A 25,327-nucleotide genomic window follows, 5' to 3' on the forward strand; every position below is an offset into this window, starting at 1 on the left:
GATAGCTTAGCTATCTGGGTCAACTCGAAGAGCCCGAGAGATCAGCCGTCGGTACGGATCGAGACCCGGGCGTCGTCGGCGAGCCGGTAACCCACGCCGTAGACCGTGGTGATCAGCGGGACCTCGGTGCCGAGCTTCATCCGCAGGCGGCGGACGTGCACGTCGACCGTGCGGACGCCGGCGTGCTCGTAGCCCCAGACCGCGGAGAGCAGCTGGATCCGGCTGAAGACGCGGCGCGGGTTGTCCGCGAAGAAGTGCAGCAGGTCGAACTCGAGGCGGGTGAGCGCGAGCGGCTCGCGCCCGATGAAGGCGGTCCGGGAGCCGGACCAGACGGTGAGCTCGGTCGGGTCCGCGACCACGCGCAGCTCCGGCTCGGCCACCGGCCCGCCGAGGTCGGCGATCGGGCCCGCGTCCAGCACCGACACCTGGCCCTCGCCCAGCGCGGCCAGCTCCCGGATCACCTCCAGCAGGCGGGTGTTGTCACCCGCGCCCAGCGGGATGGAGAGCGTGACGGTCACGGCCGGACGGCGGGCGCCGGGGGTGGTGGCGCGGCCGGGACCGGCGGCGGTGCGCTGGTGACGGGGGGCGAGAGCGATGACCGACATCTGTCTCCTCCTACGGGAAACGACTGCTGCGAACGTCAGGCGGGCTGATAGCCGGGTTGCAACCGGGGCGCGTTGGCGGGCGGGAAGGCGGGCAGCCCGGCGTTGCGCCAGGCGCGGAAGCCACCGGTGAGGTCGGTGGCCAGGTGCAGACCGAGCTCCTGGAGCGCGGCCGCGGCCAGCGAGGACGTGTAGCCCTCCTGGCAGAAGACGATCACGGGCAGGTCGTACCGGTCGGCGAACGGGAGGCGGGCGTCGGAGCGCGGGTCGAGGCGCCACTCCAGCACGTTCCGCTCGATGATGAGCGCGCCGGGGATCTCGCCGGTGGCCGCGCGCTGGGCGGCGGGCCGGATGTCGATCAGCAGTGCACCGGCCCGGGCCGCCAGGTGGGCGGACTCCGGCTCGAGGCGGATCAGGCGACGGCGGGCCTCCTCCAGCACCTCGGCGATGCCGCGCGAGCCCGCCACCGGGGCGTCGGAGGTGCGACAGGAACGGTCCCAGGGCGTGATCACCAGGCCACCCCCGCGCGGTCGATCTCCAGCACGCGGAGCGCGCCGTCCTGCAGCCGGTAGCGCGTCATCTGGGTGAGCGCGGGGCCGTAGACGTGCAGGCTGACCGCCGGCTGGGCCGAGGTGTTGACGATCCGGTGCACGTGCTGCGAGCCGAACGGCCGCGCGTCACCCGCGGCGAACGACGCGGACCGGAGCACGGCGGCACCGGCGGCCCCCGGGTGCACGGTCTCCTCGGTCAGCTCGCCCGACACCACCACGAACGTGCCGGCCGAGCCGCCGTGGTCGTGCAGGTCGGTGGACTGCCCGGGCAGCCAGGTCAACAGCCAGGCCTCGTGGTCGGCGGCGGCGAACAACCGCGTGAACCACCGGGAGGCCGGGTCGAAGCGGGGCGTCACGCCCCAGGACTCGGGGGCAGTGGCGACGTGCCGGGCGATATCGCGCAGCCGGCCGACGCGACCGGGCGTTTCCAGATCCAATGCACTCATCGTTGAGGTCCTTCAGGGCTCGTCGGAACAACCGAAGCACACCGAGTGTAGCCGATAAACCCTATCGGTTTGATAGGGATACGGGACACAAAAAAGGAGGCGCCCGGCACAGTGACCGGACGCCTCCGCTCAGCGACTCACGCGCCGCCCTCATTCAGCGTCACCGTGGCCGGCGTGAAGCCCGCGCCCACCACGTCGGTCCCGGACGCTGCCAGCGAGTCGAGCGCCTTCTGGATGAACTCGTTCGTGTACGCGGTGCCCTCCGGCGCCGCGGTGAGCACGGTCTGGCCGTCCTGGTTCCGCGTGCTCATCGCCAGGTCGACCGTGGCCTTCCAGGCCGCCTCGTCGATCAGGCCGGCCCGCGACGCGGACGGCCAGATCAGCTTGTTGACCTCGTTCATCTGCCACAGCTGGTGGCTCGCGCCGAGCTTCGACCCCTTGGCCACCACGATGTCCCGGCACCGCTCCGGGTTGTCGCGGCAGAAGGCCCAGCCCTTCACCGTACCCGCGAGGAATTTGACGGTCGTGTCCTGATATGCCGGGTCGGTGAGCCGTTCCGTGGACGCCCACACCGCGTCCTGCAGCATCGCGGTGCCGACCGTGTTCCAGTCCAGCACGGTGAAGTCGGACGGCTTGTACAGCTGCCCGGTCGCGGGGTCGCGCGCCTCCAGCAGCTGGGCGTACTCGTTGTAGCTCATCGCCTGGGCCGCGTCGATGTCGCCGGAGAGCAGCGCCTGCATGTCGAACTGCTGCTGCACCAGCGTGACGTCCTCACCCGGGTCCAGCCCGGCCTTGGTCATGGCCGCGAACAGCTCGAACTCGTTGCCGAAGCCCCAGTTGCCGACCTTCTTGCCGCGCAGGTCCGCCGGCGCCTTGATGTTCGACGACGCGAACGACACCTGGTAGGTGCCGGACCGCTGGAAGACCTGCGCCACCTGGGTGATCCCGGCGCCCTGCTCGCGGGAGGCGAGCGCCTTCGGCACCCAGGCGATCGCGTAGTCGGCCTGCCCCTGCGCGAGCACGGTCTGCGGCACGATGTCGACGCCGCCCTCGAGGATCTGCACGTCGAGACCCTGCTCGCGGTAGAAGCCCTGGTCCGCCGCGGCCAGGAAGCCGGCGAACTGCGCCTGCACGAACCACTGCAGCTGCAGCTTGACCGGCGTCAGGCCGCCGCTGCCGCCGGGCGCGGGACTGCCCGAGTCGGCGGTCCCGCAGCCGGTCAGCACCAGGCCGGCAGCCAGCATCGTGGTCAGGAGAGATCGAAGTTTCACAGTGTCCTCCAGGGGGTCGCGAGACGCTCCACCAGCAGTGCGATGAGGTAGAAGACGAGTCCGAGCACGCACGCCCCGAGCACGAACGCCCATGCTCTGGGGTACGCGGTGTTGGCCGCCGCCGAGGTGATCCGCGAGCCGAGGCCGTCCTGCAGGCCGCCGAAGTACTCGCTGACCACCGCCGCGATCACCGCCAGGGAGGACGCCTGACGGAGACCGGTGAAGACGAACGGCAGCGCGGAGGGCAACCGCACCAGCCGGGTGAACGTCGCGCCGCTCGCGGCGTAGCTGTCCATCAGTTCCCGGTGCACGGGGTCGACCTCGCGCAGCCCGCGCAGCGCGTTGATGAAGACGGGGAAGAACACCACGATCGCGACCACCAGCCGGCGCGGGATGTTACTGGTGGCCGAGAACATGTTGTTGAGGATCGGGGCCAACGCGATGATCGGCAGCGCGTTGAGCGCGGCCGCGACCGGCACGGAGGCGTCGGCGAGGAACCGGGACTGGGCGGCGGCCATCGCGGCCAGCAGCGCGACGATCGTGCCGAGCACCAGCCCGGCCAGCGCGTTCGTGCCGCTGGCCAGGCCGGTCTTGATGATCGTGTCCAGATTGAGGGTGAACTGTTCCCAGATGGCGGACGGTGCGGGCAACACGAACGGCGCCACCCGGCCCAGCGTGACCGTCGCCTCCCACGCGGCCAGCCCGGCGATCGCCACCACGAGCGGAGGAACGAAAACCTTCAATCCATCGCGGGTACGGCGCTGTCCGCGCGACGGCCCGGAAGGATCCGCCGCGAGCATCTTGTCGACCGGCACCGTCACCGCTCCACCGCCTCCGGCGCGACTCCCGGCACCGCCTCGGACCCCGCCCGCGCCGCGCCGGGTGCCCCTTCCGGCGATCCAGGCGTCACTGCCGTCGTCAGAACGACGTGAGCGCCGCCTGGATCGCGAGGGCCTGGCCCGCGGAGCGCGGCGCGGACCCGGGTGATGCCGGTGAAGAAGCCGGGCGACTGCCGGGTGGCCTCGGTCCGGGTGCCCAGGTCGATCGGGACCACGTCGGTGATCCGGCCCGGGCGCGCGCTCATCACCACCACGCGATCCGCGAGGTAGACCGCCTCCGGGATCGAATGCGTCACGAAGATCGTGCTGGTGCCGGTGGCCGCGCAGATCCGCAGCAGCTCGTCCTGCAGCCGCTCACGGGTCATCTCGTCCAGCGCGCCGAACGGCTCGTCCATCAGCAGCAGCGGTGGATGCACCGCGAGCGCGCGGGCGATCGCGACCCGCTGCTGCATGCCGCCGGACAGCTGTGCCGGGTGGTGCCGCGCGAAGTCGGCCAGCCCGACCAGCTCCAGCATCTCCTCCGCGCGGGCGCGGCGCTCGCGACGGCCGTGGCCGCGCAGTTCCAGCGGCAGCTCCACGTTGCGCAGCACGGTCCGCCACTCGAAGAGGCCGGCCTGCTGGAACGCGATGCCGTACTCCTGGTCCAGCCGCGCCTGCCGGGCCGGCTTCCCGGCCACGGTGACCGTGCCGGAGCTCGGCGCGATCAGGTCCGCGACCAGGCGCAGCAGCGTGGACTTGCCGCAGCCGGACGGGCCGATCAGCGCGACGAACTCGCCGCGCGCGATGCTCAGGTCGACGCCGGTGAGCGCGGTGACCGCGTCCGTGCGTCCCTCGTTGAAGATCTTGTCGACGCCGCTCAGCTCCACGGCCGTCTCGGGTGCGGTCATTCAGCGCCTCCGTGCGCATGAGCGGGCCGTCCTCCTCCCCGTGACCCAGGCGTCCCCATGCTGTTCCTACGACATCGGGGACGCCTGGATCACGGAGAGGGACGCGGCGGCGGGGTGGCGGTCAGTGGGTGAGTGCGGGGCGGCGGGTCAGGAGGAGTTCGGCCAGGGCGACGGTGCCGGCCACGGCGAGGCCGAGCAGCGCCGCGCCGATCATGGCGGTGTAGACCTTCGCGGGGTCGGCGGTCGCCTCGCGGGAGTACTCGATGATCAGGCGGCCGATGCCGCCGCGGGTGCCGGTGGAGATCTCCCCGACCACGGCGCCGACCACCGCGGACGCGCCGGCCAGCCGCAACGCGGGGAAGAGATAGGGCGTGGACGCGGGCAGCCGGAGCTTCCACAGCGTGCGCCACCAGCCGGCCGCGTAGCTGCGCATCAGCTCCGCCGCGATCGGCGCCGGGCTCTGCAGTCCGCGCAGCGCGCCCACCGCGATCGGGAAGAACGCCAGGTAGGCCGCGATCACCGAGACGGACATCCAGGGCTGCCACGGGTACGGGCCGAGCGACAGCCGCCCGCCCCAGCCCGCGATCACCGGCGCGAGCGCGATCAGCGGCACGGTCTGGGACAGGATCACGTAGGGCAGCAGTCCGCGCTCGGCGGTCCGGAACCGCTGCATCAGCACCGCCAGCAGCATGCCGACCAGCCCGCCGGCGACGAGCCCGGCGGCCACGCTGCGCAGCGTGAACAGGCAGGCGGCCAGCACCACCAGCCAGATCGGGTCGCCGCCGGTCAGCTCCGCCCGGCCGAAGCGTGCGATCACGTCCCAGACGTGCGGCATCGCGGCGTCGCTCGCCCGGGGCAGCAGCCTGACTCCGAAGAGCTCGGTGCCCCGCGGGTCGCCGACCGCCTTGTAGCCCTCCCAGAGCGCCACGCCCACGGCCAGTCCGGCGCCGGCCGCGAGCACGGTCCTGATCCTCATGCGGTGAAGGCCGGTACGACGTGCTTGCCGTACTCGGCGAGCGTGTGCTCCTGGTCGTCGTGCTGTAGGTAGACCGCGAACTGGTCGACGCCGAGCTCGCGCAACGCGGTGAGCTTCTCCAGGTGCGCCTCGACCGGGCCGAGCACGCAGAACCGGTCGACGATCTCGTCCGGGACGAACTCGGCGTGACTGTTCCCGGCCCGCCCGTGCTCGCTGTAGTCGTACCCCCGGCGGCCCTGGATGTAGTCGGTGAGCGCCTGCGGGACCGCGCCGGACGCGCCGTAGCGCGCCACGATGTCGGCCACGTGGTTGCCGACCATGCCGCCGAACCAGCGCGTCTGGTCCCGCTGGTGCTCAATGTCGTCGCCGACGTAGGCCGGGGCCGCCACGCAGAACTTGATCTTCGAGGCGTCGCGGCCCGCGTTCTCCGCGGCGTCCCGCACCGACTTGATCATCCAGGCCGCGATGTCCGGGTCGGCGAGCTGCAGGATGTAGCCGTCCGCGACCTCGCCGGTGAGCTTCAGCGCCTTCGGGCCGTAGGCGGCGACCCAGACCTCCAGCGCCGCGTCCTGGCCGATCCACGGGAAGTGCACGTCGTTGCCGTCGATCGTGGCGTGCCGGCCGTTGCCCAGTGCCTGGATGACCTGGACGCATTCGCGCAGCTCGGCCAGCGTGGTGGGCTTCAGGCCGAGCGTGCGGACCGCGGAGTCGCCCCGGCCGATGCCGCAGACCGTCCGGTTGCCGTAGAGCTCGTTGAGCGTGGCGAACGTGCTGGCCGTGACGGTCGCGTCCCGGGTGCTGGGGTTGGTGACCATCGGGCCGACCATCACCCGCTCCGTGGTGGCCAGGATCCGCGAGTGGATGACGTACGGCTCCTGCCAGAGCAGGTGCGAGTCGAACGTCCAGACGTGGCTGAAGCCGGCGGCCTCGGCCTGCTGCGCCAGCTCCACCACGCGGCGGGCCGGCGGGTCACATTGGAAGACGACACCGATGTCCATGTACCGCCCTCTCAGTGCAGGTAGGTGGAGAGACCGCGCTTGACGTACCGCCCGTGGCCCTTACGCCCGTGGTACTCGCCGTCCCGCACGATGACGGTCCCCCGCGAGATGACGGTGCCGACCCTGCCGGCGACCTCCCAGCCCTCCCAGGCCGAGTGGTCCATGTTCATGTGGTGCGTCTCCGCGCTGATCCGGGTGCGGCCGGCCGGGTCGTAGAGCACGATGTCCGCGTCCGAGCCGGGCGCGATGACGCCCTTGCGCGGGTAGAGGCCGAACATCCTGGCCGGCGTGGTCGAGATCGTCTCCACCCAGCGTTCGAGCGACAGCTTGCCGTCGACCACGCCCTGGTAGAGCAGGTCGACGCGGTGCTCGACGCCGCCGATCCCGTTCGGGATCTTGGAGAAGTCGCCGACGCCCAGCTCCTTCTGATCCTTCATGCAGAACGGGCAGTGGTCGGTGGAGACCACGGCCAGGTCGTTGCTGCGCAGGCCCTTCCACAGGTCACGGTGGTGGTTCTCGTGCTTGGAGCGCAGCGGCGTCGAGCAGACCCACTTCGCGCCCTCGAAACCGGGCGCGCCGAGCTGGTCCTCCAGCGAGAGGTAGAGGTATTGCGGGCAGGTCTCGGCGAACACGTTCCGGCCGGCGTCGCGCGCCTCCGCCACCGCCTCCAGGGCCTTGCTCGCGGACAGGTGCACGATGTAGAGCGGGCAGTCCGCGGCCACGCTGGCCAGCCAGATCGCCCGGTTCGTGGCCTCGGCCTCCAGCGCCTCCGGCCGGGTCACGCCGTGGAAGTAGGGCGAGGTCTCGCCGCGCGCGATCGCCTGCTGGACCAGCACGTCGATCGCCGGCCCGTTCTCCGCGTGCATCATGATCATGGCGCCGTTGTCCCGGGCCTTCTGCATCGCGCGCAGGATCTGGCCGTCGTCGCTGTAGAACACGCCGGGGTACGCCATGAACAGCTTGAAACTGGTGATGCCCTCGTCCGCGACCAGCACGTCCATCGCCTTGAGCGCGTCGTCGTCCACGCCGCCGAGGATCATGTGGAACGCGTAGTCGACGTGCGCCTCACCGGCGGCCTTGGCGTGCCAGGCGGCCAGGCCGTCCTGGACCACCTCGCCGGTGCGCTGGACCGCGAAGTCGACGATCGTGGTGGTGCCGCCGAACGCGGCCGCGCGGGTGCCGGTGTCGAACGTGTCGGACGCGTGCGTGCCGCCGAACGGCAGCTCCATGTGCGTGTGCGCGTCCACGCCGCCGGGGATGACGTACGTCCCGGTGGCGTCGATGATCTCCACGTCCTCCGGGCCGGCGCCGGGCGCGAACAGCGCGACGATCTTCTCGCCGTCGATCAGCACGTCCGCGGGGTGCCGGCCGGTCGCTCCGACTACCGTGCCGCCTTTGATGAGCGTGGGCATCAGGGCGCCACCAGCCCGTCGTAGGAGTCCGGGCGGCGATCGCGGTAGAACTGCCATCGGTCGCGGACCGTGTCGAGCAGGCTCAGGTCGAGGTCGCGGACGATCAGCTCGGGGCTGTGCGCGTCGCCGACCTCGCCGACGAACTTGCCCTCCGGGTCGACGAAGTACGACGTGCCGTAGAAATCGTTGTCGCCGAGCTCCTCGATTCCGGTGCGGTTGATCGCGCCGATGAAGTACTCGTTCGCGACCGCGCTGGCCGGCTGTTCCAGCTGCCAGAGATAGGCGGAGAGGCCGCGGCTGGTGGCGGACGGGTTGAACACGATCTTGGCACCGGCCAGGCCGAGCGCGCGCCAGCCCTCCGGGAAATGCCGGTCGTAGCAGATGTAGACGCCGATCCGGCCGACCGCGGTGTCGAAGACCGGATATCCGAGGTTTCCGGGGCGGAAGTAGAACTTCTCCCAGAACCCCTTGACCTGCGGGATGTGGTTCTTGCGGTATTTACCGAGGTAACTGCCGTCCGCGTCGACCACGGCCGCGGTGTTGTAGAGCACGCCGGGCTGCTCCTGCTCGTACATCGGCAGCACCATGACCATGCCCAGCTCACGGGCCAGGGCCTGGAAGCGCTCGGTGGTCGGGCCGGGAATCGATTCCGCGTACGAGTAGAACTCCGCGTCCTGCACCTGGCAGAAGTAGGGGCCGTAGAACAGCTCCTGGAAACAGATGACCTTGGCGCCCTGCGCGGCGGCCTGCCGAGCGTACTCCTCGTGAGCTTTGATCATGCTTTCTTTGTCGCCGGTCCAGTTCGTCTGGACGATGGCGGCCCGAACGACGTCTGCCACTGGGTTACCTCCAAGTGCAGTCTTGTGTTCGCCGATGCCGATGGCGTAGGACTTTAACGACACAGGTACAGGCGGACAATGGCCATTCTGTTACAGCCTATTGCGGAGAAGTAACATGCTGCAGCTCATTGCCGGAGCGGTCAATGACCGCAGCGCCCGCGGAATAGCGGCCGCGGTCAGCCGGCTCGTCCACACCGGAGAGCTCCCGCCCGGCGCCCGCCTGCCCACGGTCCGATCGGTCGCGCGCGAGTTGGGCATCAGCCCCACCACGGTCAGCGAGGCCTGGCGCAGCCTCGCCACCGCCGGCGCGATTCAGACCCGCGGCCGATCCGGCACGTTCGTGCTCACCCCCGGGCGGCCCCGGCAGAAGCTGCGGTACGCGCGGGTCACGGCCGGGCCGGCCGCGCTGCCGCACGACTTCTCCACCGGCGTGCCCGACCACGACCTGCTGCCCGACCTCGCCGGCGCGCTGCGGCGGATCGGCGACACCCGGTTCACCACGTCCTACCTGGAGGAGCCGGTGCTGCCCCGGCTGGAGTCGGTGCTCCGCGAGCGCTGGCCGTTCCCGCCGCACCAGCTGACCGTGGTGGACGGCGCGCTGGACGCGATCGACCGGCTCACCTCGGCCGTGGTCCGGTTCGGCGACCACGTGCTGGTGGAGAACCCGGCGTTCCCGCCCGTGCTGGACCTGCTCGAATCCGTGGGCGCGGTGGCCGTACCCGTGGCGATGGACTCCTCGGGGTTGCTGCCGCAATCGCTGCGTACCGCGCTCGACGCCGGGCCGACCGCGCTCTACCTGCAACCGCGGGCACACAACCCGACCGGCGCGTCGATGACGCCGGACCGGGCCGAGGCGCTCGCGGCCGTGCTCGCGGCACACCCGCTCGGCGGCGGCGTGATGGTGGTCGAGGACGACCACGCCGGCGACATCGCCACCGCGACCGCGGTCAGCATCGGCGCGTGGCTACCGGAACAGACCGCGCACGTGCGCAGCTTCTCCAAGTCACACGGACCGGACCTGCGGCTGGCCGCGGTCGGCGGGCCGAGCGCGCTGATCTCCGCGGTCGCGGACCGGCGGCTGCTCGGGCCCGGCTGGTCCAGCCGGATCCTCCAGGCGGTGCTGCTCGACCTGCTCACCGACTCGGCCACGGTCCGGCAGGTGGCGGCCGCACGGAAGGAGTACGCGGCGCGGCGGGCCGCGATGCTGGCCGCGCTGGCGGCCCGGGACGTGCGGGCGACGGCGGCGGACGGCATCAACATGTGGGTGGGCGTGCGGGACCAGCAGGTGGCGATGCTCAGCCTGGCCGCGCACGGAATCGGGGTGGCGCCGGGCGCGCCGTTCGAGGTCGAGCCGCTGGACGGCGACCACATCCGGATCACGGTCGGGCTGATCCGGGACGGCTTCGACGACCTGGCCGACATCGTGGCGACCGTGGCGGGCGCCCGGCACCAGACCAGCGGCCGCCGGAGCCGCTCGCTCCGCCGCGGAACGCGCTAGCACGCGCGTGGCGGATCTTCCGTCACTCTGCGCAATCGTCGGCGTGTCGGGGCCGGGCTAGGATGCCGGTCCATGGATGCCGACGGCCAGGTCATGGCGCCCGCACTGACGCTCGGCGAGCGGCTGCGCGCGGCACGCGACCGGTTCTTCGTCGGCCGGGAACGCGAGCTGGACGCGTTCCGCACCGTGCTGCGCGACGGGGGTCTGCTCACCCTGCACGGGCCCGGCGGCGTCGGCAAGTCCACACTGCTGCGCCGGCTCGCGGACGAGGCCCGGGACGCGGGCCGGACCGTCGCCGAGGTGGACGGCCGCACGATCGAGCCGACGCCGGCCGCGTTCACCGCCGAGGTGCACCGGGCCGGCGGGTCCGTGCTGCTCGTCGACGCGTTCGAGCACTGTCAGGGGCTGGAGGGATGGCTGCGGGACGTGTTCCTGCCCCGGTTGCCGGCCGGGGCGACCGTGGTGGTGGCGGGGCGGGAGCCGTGCGCGGCCGGATCGCTGGAACTCGGCGACCTGAGCCCGGCGGAGGCCGACCGGCTGCTGGAGCTGCGCGGCGTGCCCGCGGAGTCCCGGCCGGCCGTGCTGTCGTTCACCGGAGGGCACCCGCTCGCGCTGAGCCTCGCCGCCACGCTCCCGCCGGGCTCCCTGCCGGGCGGCGCGGTGCCTGGGGCCGGCGCGGTGCCTGGGGCCGGCGCGGTGCCTGGGGCCGGCGCGGTGCCTGGGGCCGGCGCGGTGCCTGGGGCCGGCGCGTCCTGGCGGCCCGCGCCGGAGGTGCTGGCGGCGCTGCTCGGCGCGCTGATCGGCGACGTGCCGTCCGGCCTGCACCGGCGCGCGCTGGAGATCTGCGCGCACGCGCCGTACACCACGGAGGCACTGCTCACCGACGTCCTGATCGGCACCGATCCTCCTTCTTCCGACCCGGCCAACGGCACCGGCCCTCCCGGCGCGGCGGGCGGCACCAGTCCTATCGGCGCGGCCGACGGCACCAGTCCTATCGGCTCGGCCGACGGCACCAATCCACCCGGCGCCTCGGGCAGCGCCGCCTCGGGCGGAATCGGCACGAGCGGCACCGGCACGGGCGGCACGGGCGCGGAGGCGCTGATGGCCTGGTTGCGTGGGCTGCCCTTCGCCGAGGCCGGGCGGCACGGCGTGACGCTGCACGAGATGGTGCGCGAGGCCGTCGACGCCGACCTGCGCTGGCGCGATCCGGCCGAGTACGAGCGGATGCACCACGCGATCGGCGACCACCTGCTCGCCCGCGTGCGGTCGGCGGCCACCCCGGACGGCGCGCTCGCCGCTGCCCGCGCGCTCGCCCACCTGCAGCGGTACGGCCCGGCCGCCGAGTGGCTGACGCTGCTCCCCCGGCACGGCGACGGCTACGAGGACGGCCTGCGCCCCGGCGACCACGACGCGATCGTGGCGATGACGCGCACGGCCCAGGGCGACGACGCCGCCGCGATCGTGACCCACTGGCTGGGCGCCCAGCCGGAGTCGTTCCGCGTCTACCGCCGGTCCACCGACGACTCCGCCGCCGGCTTCCTGCTCTGGCTTCGCCTCCCGGCCGGTGATCCGGACACCGCCGGCCTCGGCGCACCGGACGGCGGGCCGCTCGCCGATCCGCTCGCCGATCCGCTCGCCGCGGCCGCGCAGGCGCACGCGGAGCGCACCCGGCCGCTCGGCGCGGGCGAGCACATCGGGATGCTGCGCTTCATGATCGACCGCTCCGCGCCCGGCGAGGTGACGTCCGCGATGCACACGCTCCAGCTGCGTGTCTACGCGCTGTGGATCCGGTCCGACCGCCTCGCCTGGACCTACGTGCCCGCGGCCAGCGCGCCGAGGTGGGAGCGTCTGCTCGGCCTGGTCGGGCACCACCCGGTCGACCTCTCCACGACGGTCGGCGGCCGGCCGTACACGCTGTTCGCCTGCGACTGGCGGGTTACGCCGCACGACGTCTGGTACTCGCTGGCACCGCCGCCCGCGATCCCGGCGCCGGAGCTGCCCGCGCTGTCCCGCCCGGACTTCGACGCCGCGGTCCGCGAGGCCCTGCGCGACTTCCACCGGCCCACCGCGTTGGCCACCAGCCCGCTGCTGCGCACCCGCATGATCACCGCCGGCGCCGGCGACCCGGCCGAGTCGCTTCGCGAGGTGCTGACCGACGCGGTCGACACGCTCCGTGACGACCCGCGCGAGGCCCGCCTGCACCGCGTCGTCGCCACCACGTACTTCCACCGTCTTCCCACCCAGGTCGCCGCCGCGGAGCGGCTGGGCCTGTCGTTCAGCACCTACCGCCGGCACCTGAACCGCGGCCTCGACCTCGTCTGCGGGCACCTCTGGCGCCGCGAGTCGGCCACTCCGTAACCGGTTACACCGCGCGTCCCGCCAGCGCGACGGGCGGATCCCGGTCTCCCGCAGGAACGCGGCCGAGAAGTGCGCCGTGCCGGCGAACCCGCAGCGGACCGCCACCGCGGTGACCGTGACGCCGCGGTCCAGCAGTCGGGCGGCCGCGCGGATCCGCAGCAGAACCAGGTGCCGGTGGGGCGTCCGGCCCATCTCCCGGGCGAAGACCCGAACGAAGTGGTACGGGCTGAGCAGCGCCTCCCGCGCCAGGACGGCCACGGTCAGCCGGTCGCCGAGCCGGGCCTCCATGCAGGCGACGGCCCGCAGCACCCGGGGATCGGTCGCGGACACCCACCGATCGTGTCCGGAACCGCCGGCGCCGCACAGCCCGCACGGTGCCCATCCGGTGCCCACGCGCATCGTCCGGTGACCGTGATCGGGGCGTCCCCCGTGGTGTCAGAGCGGCATCGCCGGGCGCCCCGGTCAAGGGTTCAACTGGACAGGATCTCCCGTTCCCAGAGCCGGTCGGCGATCCGTGCGACGGCCCGGTCCCGGTGCCGCCGATACGTGTTGAACGACAGGTGCAGCGTCTCCGCGACGCGCTCCTGCGTGGTGACCGGGTGCAGGAACGTCCGGTCGACGAGCGCGGCCAGCGCGTCCGGCAACGTGGAGGTCGCGGCCTCGATCAGCCCGCGGAGCGCGACCGCCGGGTCCGGGCCGGCGCCGCGCACCAGCCGGGACCGCAGCAGCGGGTTGCCGTCGAGCCGGTCCAGGTCGCGCAGCGCGGCCCGGACCGCGTCGTCGAACTCGGGCCGGGCCAGCACCGTGTCGCCGGCGTCGGCCGAGGTGCGCGGCGTGGATGCGCCGGCCTGACGGGCCTGGACCTGGCCCATCCACTCCGGCACGCCGGTGCGCCGCCAGTCGTGCGCGTAGACGGGGTAGCCCGTGGCGCCGACCGCGTACGACCCCGCTTGCCAGAAGCCGAGGTTGGAAAGCGTCGCGTCCCAGCGGTCCGGGTCCGCGTAGGCGCCGACCAGCGTCCAGGCCACGTTCTCCGCGGTGAGGATGTCGAGCGTCTGGCAGGCGGCGAAGAGCGTCACGGACGGGGACGGCAGCTGGCCGTGGTCCCGGTCGAGGTAGAACCGCCAGGCCCGGACCCGTTCGCCGTCCCGGGGCGGCGCGGTTTCCCGCACGTACCGCCACATCGCCTCGGCGCCCGGATCACCGCCGCGGTCCACGGTCAGGTCGAGGCAGGCGGCGTATCCCCGGGGCTCGCCGGCCGGCGTGCGGAAGACGTGGAACGCGGCCGGGTCACGGTCCATCCAGGACACCGCGAGCGCGGCCTGCTCCGCACCCTGCCACCGGGCCGTCATCGCCGCGATCGGGGCGCGGTCGCCGTCGCGCAGGTCGTCGACGTACGCCCGCATGACCGGCGGCGGCGTCCGGCACGTCTCGATCCGGGAGCGGGCACCGGCCACGACGATGTGGTCGACGATCAGCTGGAGGCGCGCGCGCCGGTCCGCGGTCGCCCGGATCCGGGTGAGAATCGCGGCGGAGAGCATCCGGTCCAGCTCGGCGTAGCGGTCCGGGTCGCGCCAGCGCAGGTCCGCGTCGAGCGCGTCCCGGACGACGTCGTGCGGGTACAGCCCGTGCGGGCCCTCCTCGACGAACGGCAGCGTGCGCAGCCAGCCGAACAGCTCGCCCGCGTCGCCGCCGGTCACCGCGCGCAGCAGATCCTCGGTAGTGGCCGGCACGTGCGCACAGACCTCGAGCGCGGCGCGGTGTCGCGGGCTGGGGGCCTCGTCGACCAGCTGCGCCAGCAGCGCGCCGACGACGTCGGGCAGGTCCGCGAGGGTACCGGTCTCCGCACCCCGGCGCACCGCGTCGACCAGCATGGACAGCGTCAGCGGGTGGCCGTGGCCGATCCGCAGCAGCCGGTCCCGGGAGTCCTCGGGGACGTCCTGCGCCGCGAGGTACCGCAGCCCGTCGGCCGCCGGCAGGTTACCGAGCGGCACGATGTGGACCAGCTCCCGCCAGGCCGGGTCGGCCCGCCAGCGGACGCCCGGCGGACGCCGCCCGGCCAGCACCACCAGCGTGTCCGCGGGCAGCGACGGCAGGTACCGCTCCCGGACCTGATCGTCGACCGGCTCCAGCAGCTCGTAGGTGTCGATCAGCACCACGGCGGGCCGGTCGCCGGCCGGCTCGGGCAACCGGTCCGGGCCGAGCGTCAGATGCCGCGCGTCGACCCGGAGCAACTCCCGGCCGGTCTCGGTGGCGATCTCGGCGAACCGGTCGAGCAGCGCGCTCTTCCCCACGCCGCCCGAACCATGCACGAAGATCACACCCGAGCGGGTACGCCGGAAGAGCGCGATCTCGTCGTCCCGCCCCACGAACGCACGTCGCCGTAGCTCACCGAGGCGCTGTCCCAGAGTGATCACGGGAGAAGGCTACTTCGCAATTTTACGCATCGATCCGCGGCGGGATCCGGCCTACCGTCCACAGTCATGATCACCCCGTTTCCGATTCACGTGCCCGACGACGACCTGGCGGACCTGCGCGCACGCCTGGACCGCACCCGGCTGCCCGAGGCCGCGACCGACGAGACGCAGGGCATCGGGCTGGACCGGCTCCGGTCGCTGCTGGACATCCTGCGCGGGCACGACTGGCGCGCGCTGGAGCGGCGCTGGAACGCCTTCCCGCACTACCGGGCCCACCTCGACGGACTCGACATCGCGTTCTGGCACGTGCGCTCGCCCGAGCCCGGCGCGCTGCCGCTGGTGCTCACGCACGGCTGGCCCGGCTCGGTGCTCGAGTTCGAGGACCTGATCGGGCCGCTCACCGATCCGGTCGCGCACGGCGGTGCGGCGGCGGACGCGTTCCACGTGGTCGTGCCCGCGCTGCCCGGCTTCGGGTTCAGCGGGCGGCCGGCCGAGCCGGGCTGGCACTTCGGCCGGACGGCACAGGCCTGGGCCGCGCTGATGACCGAGCTCGGCTACCCGCGGTTCGGCGCGCACGGCGGCGACTGGGGCTCGCACGTCACCACCGAGCTGGCCCGGATCGCGCCGGAGCGGGTGGTGGGCCTGCACAGCACGATGCCGCTGGCCGCGCCGCTACCGGACGACCTCGGCACCACCGATCCGGCGGAGCGCCGGATCATCGCGCGGCGCGAGGTGTTCACCCGGGGCGGCATCCCGCACGTGATGTTCCAGGGCGCGCGGCCGCAGACGTTCGGCTACTCGCTGACCGACTCGCCGGCCGGTCTCGCGGCGTGGCTGGGCGAGCACCTCGACGCGTTCGCCGAGAACCGGGGCGTGCGTCAGGAACGGCAGGCGGACACGATCGCGCTCTACTGGTTCACCGCCACCGGGGCCTCCAGCGCGCGCTGGTACTGGGAGAACGTGCGCTTCGGGCCGCGCTCGGCCGAGGAGATGAACGCGCAGCCGATCACGGTGCCGGCCGCGTTCACGCTCTTCCCGGGCGAGCCGCACCCCACGGCCCGGCGGTGGGCCGAGCGCCGCTACCGCGACATCATCGCCTGGAACGAGATGGACCGCGGCGGCCACTTCCCCGGCTGGGAACACCCGGACCTGCTGATCTCCGAACTCCGCACCGCATTCCGCCACGCCCGCACCCCGTGACACGCCCCGGCCCGCCTCCCCGGTGATCCAGGTCCGCGACCGCCCCCGGGTTCGCGACCGGGCGCGGAGATCGCGGGTGTTCGGTGACCAGCATCGGCACCGGCTCCGACGCGGCGACCGGAGCGGCGGCGGAGGCCGCCGCGGGTTTGCCCGCGGGAGCAAACGGGCTGCACCACGCCGGAAGCGGGCAAATCGGGGTCTGGGGTCGCCCCCAGGCAAGCTCAAGCGCCCGCGGGAGCAAACGGGCTGCACCACGCCGGGTGCGGGCAAATCGGGGTCTGGGGTCGCCCCCAGGCAAGCTCAAGCGCCCGCGGGAGCAAACGGGCTGCACCACGCCGGGTGCGGGCAAATCGGGGTCTGGGGTCGCCCCCAGGCAAGCTCAAGCGCCCGCGGGAGCAAACAGACCGCACCACGCCGGGAGCGGGAATATCGCTTGTGGGATCTTCTACCAGTTTTGTTCGGCGAGGAGGACGCGGAGGCGGGCGGCGACGGTGTCCGGGCTGGTCTGGACGGACATGTGGTCGAGGCCGGGGAGTTCGAGGACGGTGAACCCGCAGGTCTCCAGCTCGGCGCGGGTTTCCCGCAGGCGGCGGGCGAGGCGGATGCCCGGACGGGACTCGTGCAGCAGGCAGCCGGGCTCGCCGTCGTTCGCGCCGAACCAGAGGATCTTCGGGCCGCCGATAGCGGTCAGCGCGGGCCGGTCGTCGCGCTCGTGCCAGGCGCGATACATCAGCGCGGTGGCGAACGCGTTGTCGGCCAGCGCGCGCAGGCCCGCGGTCAGGTAGGCGAGGCGCGCGCCCTCCGAGGAGCCCATCCAGTACTCCTTGGAGCCGAGGATGGGAAACCCACCGGCGAGCAGGCCGGCCGCGCGCGGCGTGAGCGGTGCGAGGAACGCGGCGAGCGCGGCCGTCCCGGAGTAACCGGCCAGCACGAACCGGCCGGCGCCGGCCTCGTCCGCGACCCGGTGCAGGTCGGCGACCTCCAGCTCGACCGGGAAGTCCTCGATCGGTTTGCCGCCCCAGAACGCGGGACCGTCCTCCTGTTCCTCCCACGTCACCCAGTCCTCGGCGTCGCCCTCGGGTGCGTCGATGCCGGTGACGTGGCGCGGCATGTAGCGGACCACGCGGAACCGGTCGGCCAGCCGCTCCGCGAGGTCCGCGTGTTCCTTGCGGGTCCGGCACGGGAAGATGATCACAGGGCCGGCGCCACGCGCCTCGAACCACACCGGGAGACCGCTCATACGACTCAATCTAGGCGCATCCGGGCGACTCCACAGTGGCTTATGCCCAGAGCGTGATCGCTCGGCGGTCAACACGCCGGTGGGTGAACCGGGCGCCGTGTGCACGCACCCGGGCTACGCTGCGTGCGACGAAGGTCCACGCAGGTCAAGGGGGCACGGCATGGTGGCTCGGCTCAATCCGTACATCAACTTCCGAGGCGAGGCGAAGGAGGCGCTGGAGTTCTACCGCGGCGTGCTCGGTGGTGAGGTCGAGGTGATGACGTTCGGACAGTACGGAATGGAGGGGCCGCTCGCCGATCAGGTCATGCACGGGCAGTTGGAGACGCCGGCCGGGATGACGCTGATGGCCGCGGACACCCCGCCGGACGTGGAGGTCACGCCGGGCACCGTCATCACGATCTGCCTCAGCGGCGAGGAGACCGAGCTGCTGCGCGGGTACTGGGAGAAGCTGTCGGACGGCGCGACCGTGCACACGCCGCTGGCCAAGCAGATGTGGGGCGACGAATACGGGCAGCTCACCGACCGGTTCGGCATCAGCTGGATGGTCAACATCGGCGCGCCCCGGGAGTAGAGCCTAGGGTGGTGGGCGTGACGACGCACGAGCTCGACGAGGCGACGCTGGAGTTCGCCCACCGCATGTTCGACCTGGCCCGCACCGGCGGCACCGAGGAGCTCGCCGCGCAGGTCGACGCCGGCGTCCCGGCGAACCTGACCAACGGCAAGGGCGACACGCTGCTGATCCTCGCGGCGTACCACAACCATCCGGAGACCGTGGCCGCGCTGCTGGCCCGGGGGGCCGACCACGCGCGGGTGAACGACCGGGGCCAGACCGCGCTCGCGGCCGCGGTCTTCCGGCAGAACGCGGAGACCGTGACGATCCTGCTCGGCGCGGGCGCCCGCCCGGAGGACGGCTCGCCCAGCGCGCTGGCCACCGCGGACTTCTTCACGCTGCCCCAGATGCGGGCGCTGCTGGAGACGGAGAACCGGTCGTGAGGTGACCTCACGACCGGTTCCGTTGCGCGGGGTGCCCTGTCGAGCGAGGTGTCCTACAGGAGGGACACGGCGAGCAGGTAACCGAGGAGCAGGGCCACGGCACCGGCGGCCGCGGCGTACCAGCCGAGCGGCTTGTCGCCCATGGACGCGCCGACCGCGCCGAGCGCGATGGCGGCGATGCCGAAGATCAGCGGCGAGACGAACAGCGCGAGCGCCGCGCACACGAAGGCGATGATCGTCAGAATGCGGGCGGTCGAAACGGTGCTGCGGCGACCGGTCTGGTAAGCCATGGGGCGGCCCTCCTCAAGGGGTGTTCGAGTGCGTCCGTTGAGGAGGGTGTACCCGGACCTGCCGAACCTCTAAACTCCGCGCCGCCGCAAGCCCACTCCCGCACGTCGTCAGAACGACGTGCGGGACGCCCTGATCATGGGTACGGTCAGCGGCGCCGGGGCGCGGGTTTCGGCTTGACCTTGTCGCGGTCGTTGCCGCCCTTGTCCAGGTGCAGCGCGAGCGCGGGGCAGACCAGGATCGCCTTGCGCGCGGCCGACTCCAGCCAGATCGGCACCGGCGCGTCCGGGAACGTCGGGTAACCGTTGCCGTCCAGCTTGATCAGCTCAGGGAAGACCTCGGCGCAGAGGCCGTGGCCGTCGCAGCGTGCCCAGTCGAGCTTGAGCTTGCCGATGCTCGGGCCGCCGGGCAGCTCGTTCGGGATCGGCAGCAGCTTCTTGACCGGCTTGCCGCAGCCCTCGCCGAGCCGGTGCCGCTTGATGTCCTCGGCGAAGACCTCCAGCGCGGTGAGCGCGAACCGGGACGTGCCGTCCGGGTGGCTGCACGCGCCGCGGCCGCGGACCATGCCGGCCGCGTTCCGCACGGCCTGCTCGGCCGCGGCCGAACCGGACGCGGTGAGCAGCTGGAACTGGTTCGCCACGTCGGGCAGGCCGAGCCGGCACGGGCCGCACTGACCGGCCGACTCACCGGCCAGGTAACGGACGATCCGGCTGGCCTCGCCGAGCGGGCAGGTGTCGTTGCCCAGCGGGATGATCATGCCGGCGCCGAGCGTGCCGCCGATCGCGGCGAAGCTCTCCCGGGAGATCTCCGCCTTCTGCGCGTTCTCCCAGGTGATCCACTTGCCGTGGTAGCCACCGACCAGGATGCCGGGGCCCTCGGTGGCGCCGCAGATGTCCAGCACCTCGCGCAGCGGCACGCCGGTCGGGCACTCCAGCACCATGTGCTGGGCGGCCGAGCCGCCGACCGTGAGCAGGACCGTGCCCGGCTCCTTCTTCGTGCCGACCGACGCGTACTCCTCCGGTCCCAGCCGGGCCGCGACCGCGATCTGCGCGTACGTCTCCGCGTTCGACAGCAGCGTCGGCTGGCCGTTGACGCCGCTCTCCGACGAACGCTGCTTGATGCCCGGCGGGATGTGCGCCTCGCCGTTGATGCCGCGGACCAGCGCGCCACCCTCACCGGCGATGAACCGGTGCGGAACGGTCACGATGCGGGTGGGTGCCGGCATGCGGCGCTCCGCGAGCGCCTCCTCCAGCGAGCTCTGGCCGACACCGTCGTCGGCCACGCCGATCACGATCTCCTCGGCCTCCAGTGCCCAGGCGGCCAGCGCGGCCCCGTCCAGGATCAGATGGGGTGCCCGGGTGAGCAGCATCTTGTCCTTCCACGAGGGCGGCTCACCCTCGGTGGCGTTGACCACCACGACCGGCGCGCGGTCCTGCCGGTCGGCGGACTCGACGACGGCCTTCACCTTGCGGTGGAACGGGAAGCCCGCCCCACCGCGGCCGGTGAGCTTGATCTTCTCGGCCAGGTCGATCAGATCGTCGGCGGACAGCGGGCGCAGGTCACCGTGGATCTCCAGGTGGGCATAGAGGTCCAGCCGGCCGAAGTCCTCGAACCCCGCCGTCAGCCGGGCCGGGCCGATGCACCCCACCGGAGGCACGACGCCTGTGCTCACCGCTTGTCTCCTTCACGTGCTGTACGGGTCGTGCGGGGAGCGGGCTCCCCGGGAAGAGAAAGCGACTCTACTTGGCCTCGCCGCGCATGCGCGCCCAGAACTCGTCGTCGGAGACCTCGTCGGCGGCGGCGCGGCCGGGACGCCGCGTCTTGGCCTCCTTCGCCGGGCGGGCCGAGCGGGCGGCCCGGCGAGCGGTGAGATCGACCAGCGTCGGGGTGTCGTCGCCGTTGAAGTCCGGGCGGGGGGTCTCCTCCTCGTACCGGCTGACCGGGTTCGCCGGCGGGCGCCAGTACTCGTCGACCGCGGCCTCCTCCTCCTGCTCCGGGACGGCGGGGACACGGCGGGCCCGGCGCGGCCCGGTGACCTCGGCCACCTCCGGCTCGGCGTCCTCGGTGGCGCGGTGCGAGCGGCGCGGGCGGGCGTCCTCCTCCTCGTCCTCCTCGGCGGCGCGGCGGGCACGGCGCGGCCGGGTGGCGATCGCGACCTCGTCCTCCTCGTCCTCCACCTCGGCGGCGCGGCGGGCCCGGCGCGGCGCGGTGGCGGCCGCCACCTCGTCCTCCTCGTCCGCGGTCGCGGCGCGGCGGCCACGGCGGGAAACCGTCTCGTACTCGCCGGTCACGTAGGCGTCGTCGTCCTCCTCCGACGCGGCCCGGCGGGCACGGCGCGGCGCGGCGGTCTCCTCCGGCTCCTCCACGGCCCGGCGGGTCCGCCTCGGCGGCGTGGCCGCGGCCGAGATCTGTGCCTCGCCGAACTCCTCCTCGTCCTCGGTGCGGCGGGATCGGCGCGGCGCGGGCTTGGCCGGGGCCTCCGCGGCCGGCCGGCGGGTGCGGCGCGGCGCGGGCGCCTCGTCCTCGAACTCGTCGTCGAACTCCGGCTCCGGGTCCCGGCCGGCGCGCCGGACCGGGGCCGGGGCCTCGTCGTAGTCGTCCTCGGTGCGGCGGGGACGGCGGACCGGCGGGGCCTCCTCCTCTTCCACCAGTTCGGGGACGAGCGGGCGGCGGGCGGTACGCCGGGGCGCCTCGTCCTCGTAGTCGTCGACCGGTTCCGGCTCGCGCGGCGCGGGCGCGCGGCGGACCGGGCGGGTCTCGATCAGGTCCTCGTCCAGCGTGGCCGTGGCCGGTGCGCGGCGGGCCGCGGCCTGGACCAGTTCCTCCGCCTCCTCCACCACGTCGCGGGAGATCTTGTTCATGAGCTGCGTCTCCTCCAGCGCGTTCACCGGGAGCGGCGACTGGCGCTGGCGGCGCTGCTCGGCGCCGGTGTCGGAGAAGCCGCCCCAGGCCGCGCCGCGCGGCGCGCTGAGCGACTCCTCGGCGGACGGCTGGTTGCGGACCGCGCCGCGGTACATCGGGCGGTTCGAGGTCGCGCGGGCGCCGTTCGCGGCCTCCAGCGGACCGGCCTGCGCCTTGCCGGCCGCCTTCGCCGCGGACGGCACGGCCTTCGGCTGCGAGATGCGCTTGTTGTAGACGCCCGCCACCCGAACCAGCATCGCGATGACGACGCCGACCACGCAGAGGATGTACGAGACGACGACCCAGGTGGCGGCCGCGCGGCCGGCGAGCAGGCCGTGGCCGAGCGCGGGCGGCCAGGCGAGGTAGCCGATGGAGTGCACCGCGCGCCACATCCACGGCTTGCCCTTGCCGGCGAACTTGACCCGGGCGATGCCGCTCCAGAACGTGCCGACCAGGCACCATGCGGCGATGGTGCCCATGCCGACGTAGAGCGTGTTCGGGTTCATGAACGGGATGACCAGGTCGATGAACGAGGCGTGCGCCTCGAGGATCTTGACCATGACGTGCAGCAGCAGGAACGACACGGCGATGGTGCCGGTGGTGCGGTGCACGCCCTGGACGAGCACGCGGTGCCTGGGCGTGAGGATGAGCCGGTCGGTGGCGGCCAGGCCGACCATGACCGTGATCGACAGCGACACCAGCACGACCACGCCGGCGTAGAAGTCCAGGTACGCGAAGAGGTACGCGGCCGGGACGACACCCGCGTTGGTCAGCGCGCCGATGGCCCACAGCGAGGCGACGACGCCCAGGCCGATGATCAGCCAGGACATCCCGGCCGACATGCCCTTCTTCTTCTCGCCGTCGGCCGGGGCCACGGCGGGACCGGTCTCGCGGGTGGACCGTTGAACCTGCTTGCGTTTAGCCATCGCTCCTCGATCTTCTGCGTTCGCGCCACCACCGTTGCGCGCGGCCGGATCCCTGACGGTCCGCGCGTCCTTCGTACGGCCTCAGCTATGAAGTCGTTTCGCGCAACTCACGGTCATCCCTGTATTCCCATCGCCCGTTCAAAGCCCAGAACCCTGTGTGACCCAGCCCTCGCGCGGGGCTCATCCGCACGCCTGCTGTGTTCGCCACGATGTACGCACCGGTAGCCATGGAAGGATTAACGGATTCTGAGAATTTTCATGAGGCGGGAACCACATCACTCAGGGCGTTGAGCGGCGATGCGGTGGGTAATGAATGAGACAGCATGAAGCCCGCCTTACCGTCTCAGAACCGGACAAGGCGGGCTTCACCCGTGCGTGGTATGTCGTTTATCTCCCGCCGGCGACCAGACGACGGCCGACCGCGGCGATGAGCCGGTCCAGCTCGGAGCCGAACGGGTTGTCGTGCACCAGGTAGGTCCACGTGGCCGACGGGCGCACCAGGTTGGCCTGCGCCGGCTCCCAGGTGTCGGTGACCTCGTCGATCTCGGCGAACGTGTCGACCGTCCGGTCCTCGATCTCCGGCATGATCTTGCCGAACGCCGGCACCGCGGCCCGGTGGAACTCGTCCAGCGGGTCCAGCTTGCCGAGCGCGCGCAGGTGCACGCCCTCACGCACCTCGGACAGGTAGGACAGGTGCTCGGCCCAGAGCCGGTCGAGGTGGTAGAGCGCGATCGACCGGGAGATCTTGCTCAGCACCTCGTCGTCGATCTCCTCGGTCTCGTCCGGGAACTTCGACTTCAGCATGTCGGCCGCGACGTCCGTGGTGAGCAGGCGCTCGCGACGCTCGGAGAGCGCCACCCGCTGCTGCTCGATGACCACGTTGTATCGCCAGGTGTTGCGGTGGATCTCGTGGCCGACGCCCTCGGCGACGCGCTGCGCGTGCCCGACCGCGTAGTCCACCCGCTCGTCGGTGACCACGCCGGCCATGTCCATGTGCGGCGACGGCGGGATCATGTCGCCCGCGTTCCGCACGATCAGGTCGTCCTCCAGGCTGCCGTAGAAGACGGACGTGCCCGGGTCGCCCTGCCGGCCGGCGCGGCCGCGCAGCTGGTCGTCGATGCGGCCGCTGTCGAACCGGCCGGTGCCGATCATGTAGAGCCCGCCCAGCTCCGCGACCTCGTCGTGGTCGGCCTCGTCGCTGCCGCCGAGCCGGATGTCGACGCCTCGGCCGGCCATCTGGGTGGAGACCGTGACCGCGCCGCGCTTGCCGGCCTCCGCGATGATCGCGGCCTCCTCGGCGTCGTTCTTCGCGTTCAGCACGACGCACGGGACGCCGGCGGCCTCCAGCGCGGCGGCCAGACTCTCCGACTCCTTCACGTCGCGCGTGCCGATCAGCACCGGGCGGCCCGTCTCGTGGGCCTCCTGGATCTCCTTGACCAGCGCGTCCTCCTTCTCCTGCCGCGTTGCGAGGATGCGGTCGGAGAGGTCCTCGCGGATGTTCGGCTTGTGCGGCGGGATCACCGCGACCTCGAGCTTGAAGAACTCGCGGAGCTGGTCACCGACGAGCACCGCGGTGGCGGTCATGCCGCAGACCGTCGTGTAGAGCGCGATGAAGGACTGCACCGTGATGGTCTGCAGCACCTCGCCCTCGCTGGTCGCGGTCAGGCCCTCCTTGGCCTCGACCGCGGCCTGGAGACCGTCCGGCCAGCGGCGGCGCTGGGCGACCCGGCCGCGCGACTCGTCGACCAGCTCGACGGCGCCGTCCCGGACGATGTAGTCGATGTCGCGGTGCAGCAGCGCGTGCGCGTGCAGGGCCACGTTGAGCGCGGCGAGCTGGTCGAAGTTCTCGTCGGCGTAGAGGTCGATGCCGTCGAGCTTCTTCTCGATCTTCTCGGTGCCCTCGGTCGTGAACGCGACGCTGCGGCCGTCCTCGGCGATCTCGTAGTCGACGTTCCGGCGCAGGCCCTTGACCAGCGAGGCCGCGGCGTGCACCGGGTCCTGCTCGCCGGGCACGGTGCCGGCCAGCACCATCGGCACGCGGGCCTCGTCGATCAGGATCGAGTCGGCCTCGTCGACGATCGCGGTGGACAACTCGCGCTGCACCCGGTCGGCGATGTCGACGACCAGCTGGTCGCGCAGGTAGTCGAAGCCGGCCTCGGAGACGGAGACGTAGGTGACGTCGCAGCCGTAGGCCTCGCGGCGCTCCTCGGGCGTGGACGCCTCGGTGACCGAGCCGACCGTGAGGCCCAGCAGCGTCAGGATCGGGCGCATCCAGTCGGCGTCGCGGGCCGCGAGGTAGTCGTTGACGGTGAGCACGTGCACCGGGCCGCGGCCCTGGCGGACGTGGCCGTAGGCGGCGATCGCGGCGGTGAGCGTCTTGCCCTCACCGGTGGCCATCTCGGCGACCTTGCCGGAGAGCAGCGCCATCACGCCGAGCACCTGCTCGTCATACGGCCTCTGGTCCAGACCGCGGCGCGCGGCCTCGCGGCCGATCGCGCAGATCTCGACAACCTCGTCCGCCTCGCCGGCCCGCTCGGTCAGCTCGGCGTCGTCTAGCTCCTTGAGCTCCTCCTCCAGCGCCTCGACCGCGGTCAGCCGCTTCTGCAGCGGCGCGAGATCGACGGTCGTCCCTGGGCGCTGCAGGAACTTCTGGAAGCGGCTCTTCAACCGTGACGACACACCCAT

At 72.5% G+C, this 25,327-nt stretch carries 21 protein-coding genes and 1 pseudogene; 5 read left to right on the forward strand and 17 right to left on the reverse strand.

The window, feature by feature from the left end; genetic code table 11:
• Positions 1 to 41 precede the first annotated feature (41 nt).
• The 10 genes from J2S43_RS21190 to J2S43_RS21235 all read right to left on the reverse strand — a co-directional run bounded on the left by J2S43_RS21190 (position 42) and on the right by J2S43_RS21235 (position 8,821).
• Positions 42 to 605: a winged helix-turn-helix domain-containing protein gene (locus J2S43_RS21190; RefSeq protein ID WP_306831808.1), complete on the reverse strand. Its 564-nt coding sequence runs from the start codon at positions 603 to 605 to the stop codon at positions 42 to 44.
• A 35-nt stretch (positions 606 to 640) separates the two neighbouring features.
• Positions 641 to 1,111: a rhodanese-like domain-containing protein gene (locus tag J2S43_RS21195; protein WP_306839366.1), complete on the reverse strand. Its 471-nt coding sequence runs from the start codon at positions 1,109 to 1,111 to the stop codon at positions 641 to 643.
• On the reverse strand, positions 1,111 to 1,599 hold the full coding sequence (locus J2S43_RS21200; RefSeq protein WP_306831810.1) for a cysteine dioxygenase: 489 nt from the start codon (positions 1,597 to 1,599) through the stop codon (positions 1,111 to 1,113). Before J2S43_RS21200 ends, J2S43_RS21195 begins: the two co-directional genes overlap by 1 nt.
• 137 nt (positions 1,600 to 1,736) lie before the next feature.
• A complete protein-coding gene (locus tag J2S43_RS21205) occupies positions 1,737 to 2,870 on the reverse strand; it encodes an ABC transporter substrate-binding protein (protein WP_306831811.1) in 1,134 nt (377 codons plus the stop codon).
• Complete coding sequence (locus tag J2S43_RS21210; protein WP_306831813.1) at positions 2,867 to 3,589, reverse strand: ABC transporter permease; 723 nt, start codon at positions 3,587 to 3,589, stop codon at positions 2,867 to 2,869. The genes J2S43_RS21205 and J2S43_RS21210 overlap by 4 nt, the downstream gene beginning before the upstream one ends.
• Before the next feature lie 98 nt (positions 3,590 to 3,687).
• Positions 3,688 to 4,596 carry an ABC transporter ATP-binding protein gene (locus J2S43_RS21215; RefSeq protein WP_306831815.1) on the reverse strand — a complete coding sequence of 303 codons (909 nt, stop codon included), beginning with the start codon at positions 4,594 to 4,596 and terminating at the stop codon, positions 3,688 to 3,690.
• Positions 4,597 to 4,717: 121 nt separating this feature from the next.
• Complete coding sequence (locus J2S43_RS21220) at positions 4,718 to 5,572, reverse strand: ABC transporter permease (protein WP_306831817.1); 855 nt, start codon at positions 5,570 to 5,572, stop codon at positions 4,718 to 4,720.
• A complete protein-coding gene (locus tag J2S43_RS21225) occupies positions 5,569 to 6,570 on the reverse strand; it encodes a TIGR03842 family LLM class F420-dependent oxidoreductase (protein ID WP_306831819.1) in 1,002 nt (333 codons plus the stop codon). The genes J2S43_RS21220 and J2S43_RS21225 overlap by 4 nt, the downstream gene beginning before the upstream one ends.
• Positions 6,571 to 6,581: 11 nt before the next feature.
• Complete coding sequence (gene hydA / locus J2S43_RS21230; RefSeq protein ID WP_306831820.1) at positions 6,582 to 7,982, reverse strand: dihydropyrimidinase; 1,401 nt, start codon at positions 7,980 to 7,982, stop codon at positions 6,582 to 6,584.
• The gene (locus J2S43_RS21235; RefSeq protein ID WP_306831822.1) at positions 7,982 to 8,821 is read right to left on the reverse strand and encodes a nitrilase-related carbon-nitrogen hydrolase; all 840 of its coding nucleotides are present in this window, start codon (positions 8,819 to 8,821) and stop codon (positions 7,982 to 7,984) included. Before J2S43_RS21235 ends, hydA begins: the two co-directional genes overlap by 1 nt.
• A gap of 115 nt (positions 8,822 to 8,936) precedes the next feature.
• Here J2S43_RS21235 and J2S43_RS21240 point away from each other — a divergent pair, with 115 nt between their 5' ends.
• Both J2S43_RS21240 and J2S43_RS21245 read left to right on the forward strand, forming a co-directional pair.
• Positions 8,937 to 10,319 carry an aminotransferase class I/II-fold pyridoxal phosphate-dependent enzyme gene (locus tag J2S43_RS21240; protein ID WP_306831824.1) on the forward strand — a complete coding sequence of 461 codons (1,383 nt, stop codon included), beginning with the start codon at positions 8,937 to 8,939 and terminating at the stop codon, positions 10,317 to 10,319.
• Between the two features lie 72 nt (positions 10,320 to 10,391).
• Positions 10,392 to 12,677: an ATP-binding protein gene (locus tag J2S43_RS21245; RefSeq protein ID WP_306831826.1), complete on the forward strand. Its 2,286-nt coding sequence runs from the start codon at positions 10,392 to 10,394 to the stop codon at positions 12,675 to 12,677.
• A gap of 27 nt (positions 12,678 to 12,704) precedes the next feature.
• Here J2S43_RS21245 and J2S43_RS42245 read toward each other — a convergent pair.
• Positions 12,705 to 13,076, reverse strand: a pseudogene (locus tag J2S43_RS42245) (helix-turn-helix domain-containing protein); the annotation flags it as partial.
• A 71-nt stretch (positions 13,077 to 13,147) separates the two neighbouring features.
• Positions 13,148 to 15,094: an ATP-binding protein gene (locus J2S43_RS21250; RefSeq protein ID WP_306831829.1), complete on the reverse strand. Its 1,947-nt coding sequence runs from the start codon at positions 15,092 to 15,094 to the stop codon at positions 13,148 to 13,150.
• Between the two features lie 66 nt (positions 15,095 to 15,160).
• Between J2S43_RS21250 and J2S43_RS21255 the strand changes: the two genes are divergently transcribed.
• On the forward strand, positions 15,161 to 16,294 hold the full coding sequence (locus J2S43_RS21255; RefSeq protein WP_306831831.1) for an epoxide hydrolase family protein: 1,134 nt from the start codon (positions 15,161 to 15,163) through the stop codon (positions 16,292 to 16,294).
• A 445-nt stretch (positions 16,295 to 16,739) separates the two neighbouring features.
• Here J2S43_RS21255 and J2S43_RS21260 read toward each other — a convergent pair whose 3' ends face one another.
• Positions 16,740 to 17,534, reverse strand: coding sequence for an alpha/beta fold hydrolase (locus tag J2S43_RS21260; protein ID WP_306831833.1), 795 nt, complete (start codon positions 17,532 to 17,534; stop codon positions 16,740 to 16,742).
• 160 nt (positions 17,535 to 17,694) lie between these two features.
• Between J2S43_RS21260 and J2S43_RS21265 the strand changes: the two genes are divergently transcribed.
• Together J2S43_RS21265 and J2S43_RS21270 are read left to right on the forward strand one after the other, a co-directional pair.
• Positions 17,695 to 18,105, forward strand: a complete 411-nt coding sequence (locus J2S43_RS21265) for a VOC family protein (RefSeq protein WP_306831835.1) — start codon at positions 17,695 to 17,697, stop codon at positions 18,103 to 18,105.
• Between the two features lie 17 nt (positions 18,106 to 18,122).
• Complete coding sequence (locus J2S43_RS21270) at positions 18,123 to 18,527, forward strand: ankyrin repeat domain-containing protein (protein WP_306831836.1); 405 nt, start codon at positions 18,123 to 18,125, stop codon at positions 18,525 to 18,527.
• A 53-nt stretch (positions 18,528 to 18,580) separates the two neighbouring features.
• Here the strand turns inward: J2S43_RS21270 and J2S43_RS21275 are convergent, their stop codons facing one another.
• The 4 genes from J2S43_RS21275 to secA2 form a co-directional block, all read right to left on the reverse strand.
• Positions 18,581 to 18,817 (reverse strand): hypothetical protein, encoded by a 237-nt coding sequence (locus J2S43_RS21275; RefSeq protein ID WP_306831838.1) that lies wholly within the window; start codon positions 18,815 to 18,817, stop codon positions 18,581 to 18,583.
• A gap of 146 nt (positions 18,818 to 18,963) precedes the next feature.
• The gene (locus J2S43_RS21280) at positions 18,964 to 20,487 is read right to left on the reverse strand and encodes an NADH-quinone oxidoreductase subunit NuoF family protein (RefSeq protein ID WP_306831840.1); all 1,524 of its coding nucleotides are present in this window, start codon (positions 20,485 to 20,487) and stop codon (positions 18,964 to 18,966) included.
• Between the two features lie 67 nt (positions 20,488 to 20,554).
• Positions 20,555 to 22,642 carry a ferric reductase-like transmembrane domain-containing protein gene (locus J2S43_RS21285; protein ID WP_306831842.1) on the reverse strand — a complete coding sequence of 696 codons (2,088 nt, stop codon included), beginning with the start codon at positions 22,640 to 22,642 and terminating at the stop codon, positions 20,555 to 20,557.
• A gap of 387 nt (positions 22,643 to 23,029) precedes the next feature.
• Positions 23,030 to 25,327 carry an accessory Sec system translocase SecA2 gene (secA2, locus tag J2S43_RS21290; protein ID WP_306831844.1) on the reverse strand — a complete coding sequence of 766 codons (2,298 nt, stop codon included), beginning with the start codon at positions 25,325 to 25,327 and terminating at the stop codon, positions 23,030 to 23,032.

The organism is Catenuloplanes nepalensis, assembly GCF_030811575.1.
Classification (GTDB): domain Bacteria; phylum Actinomycetota; class Actinomycetes; order Mycobacteriales; family Micromonosporaceae; genus Catenuloplanes; species Catenuloplanes nepalensis.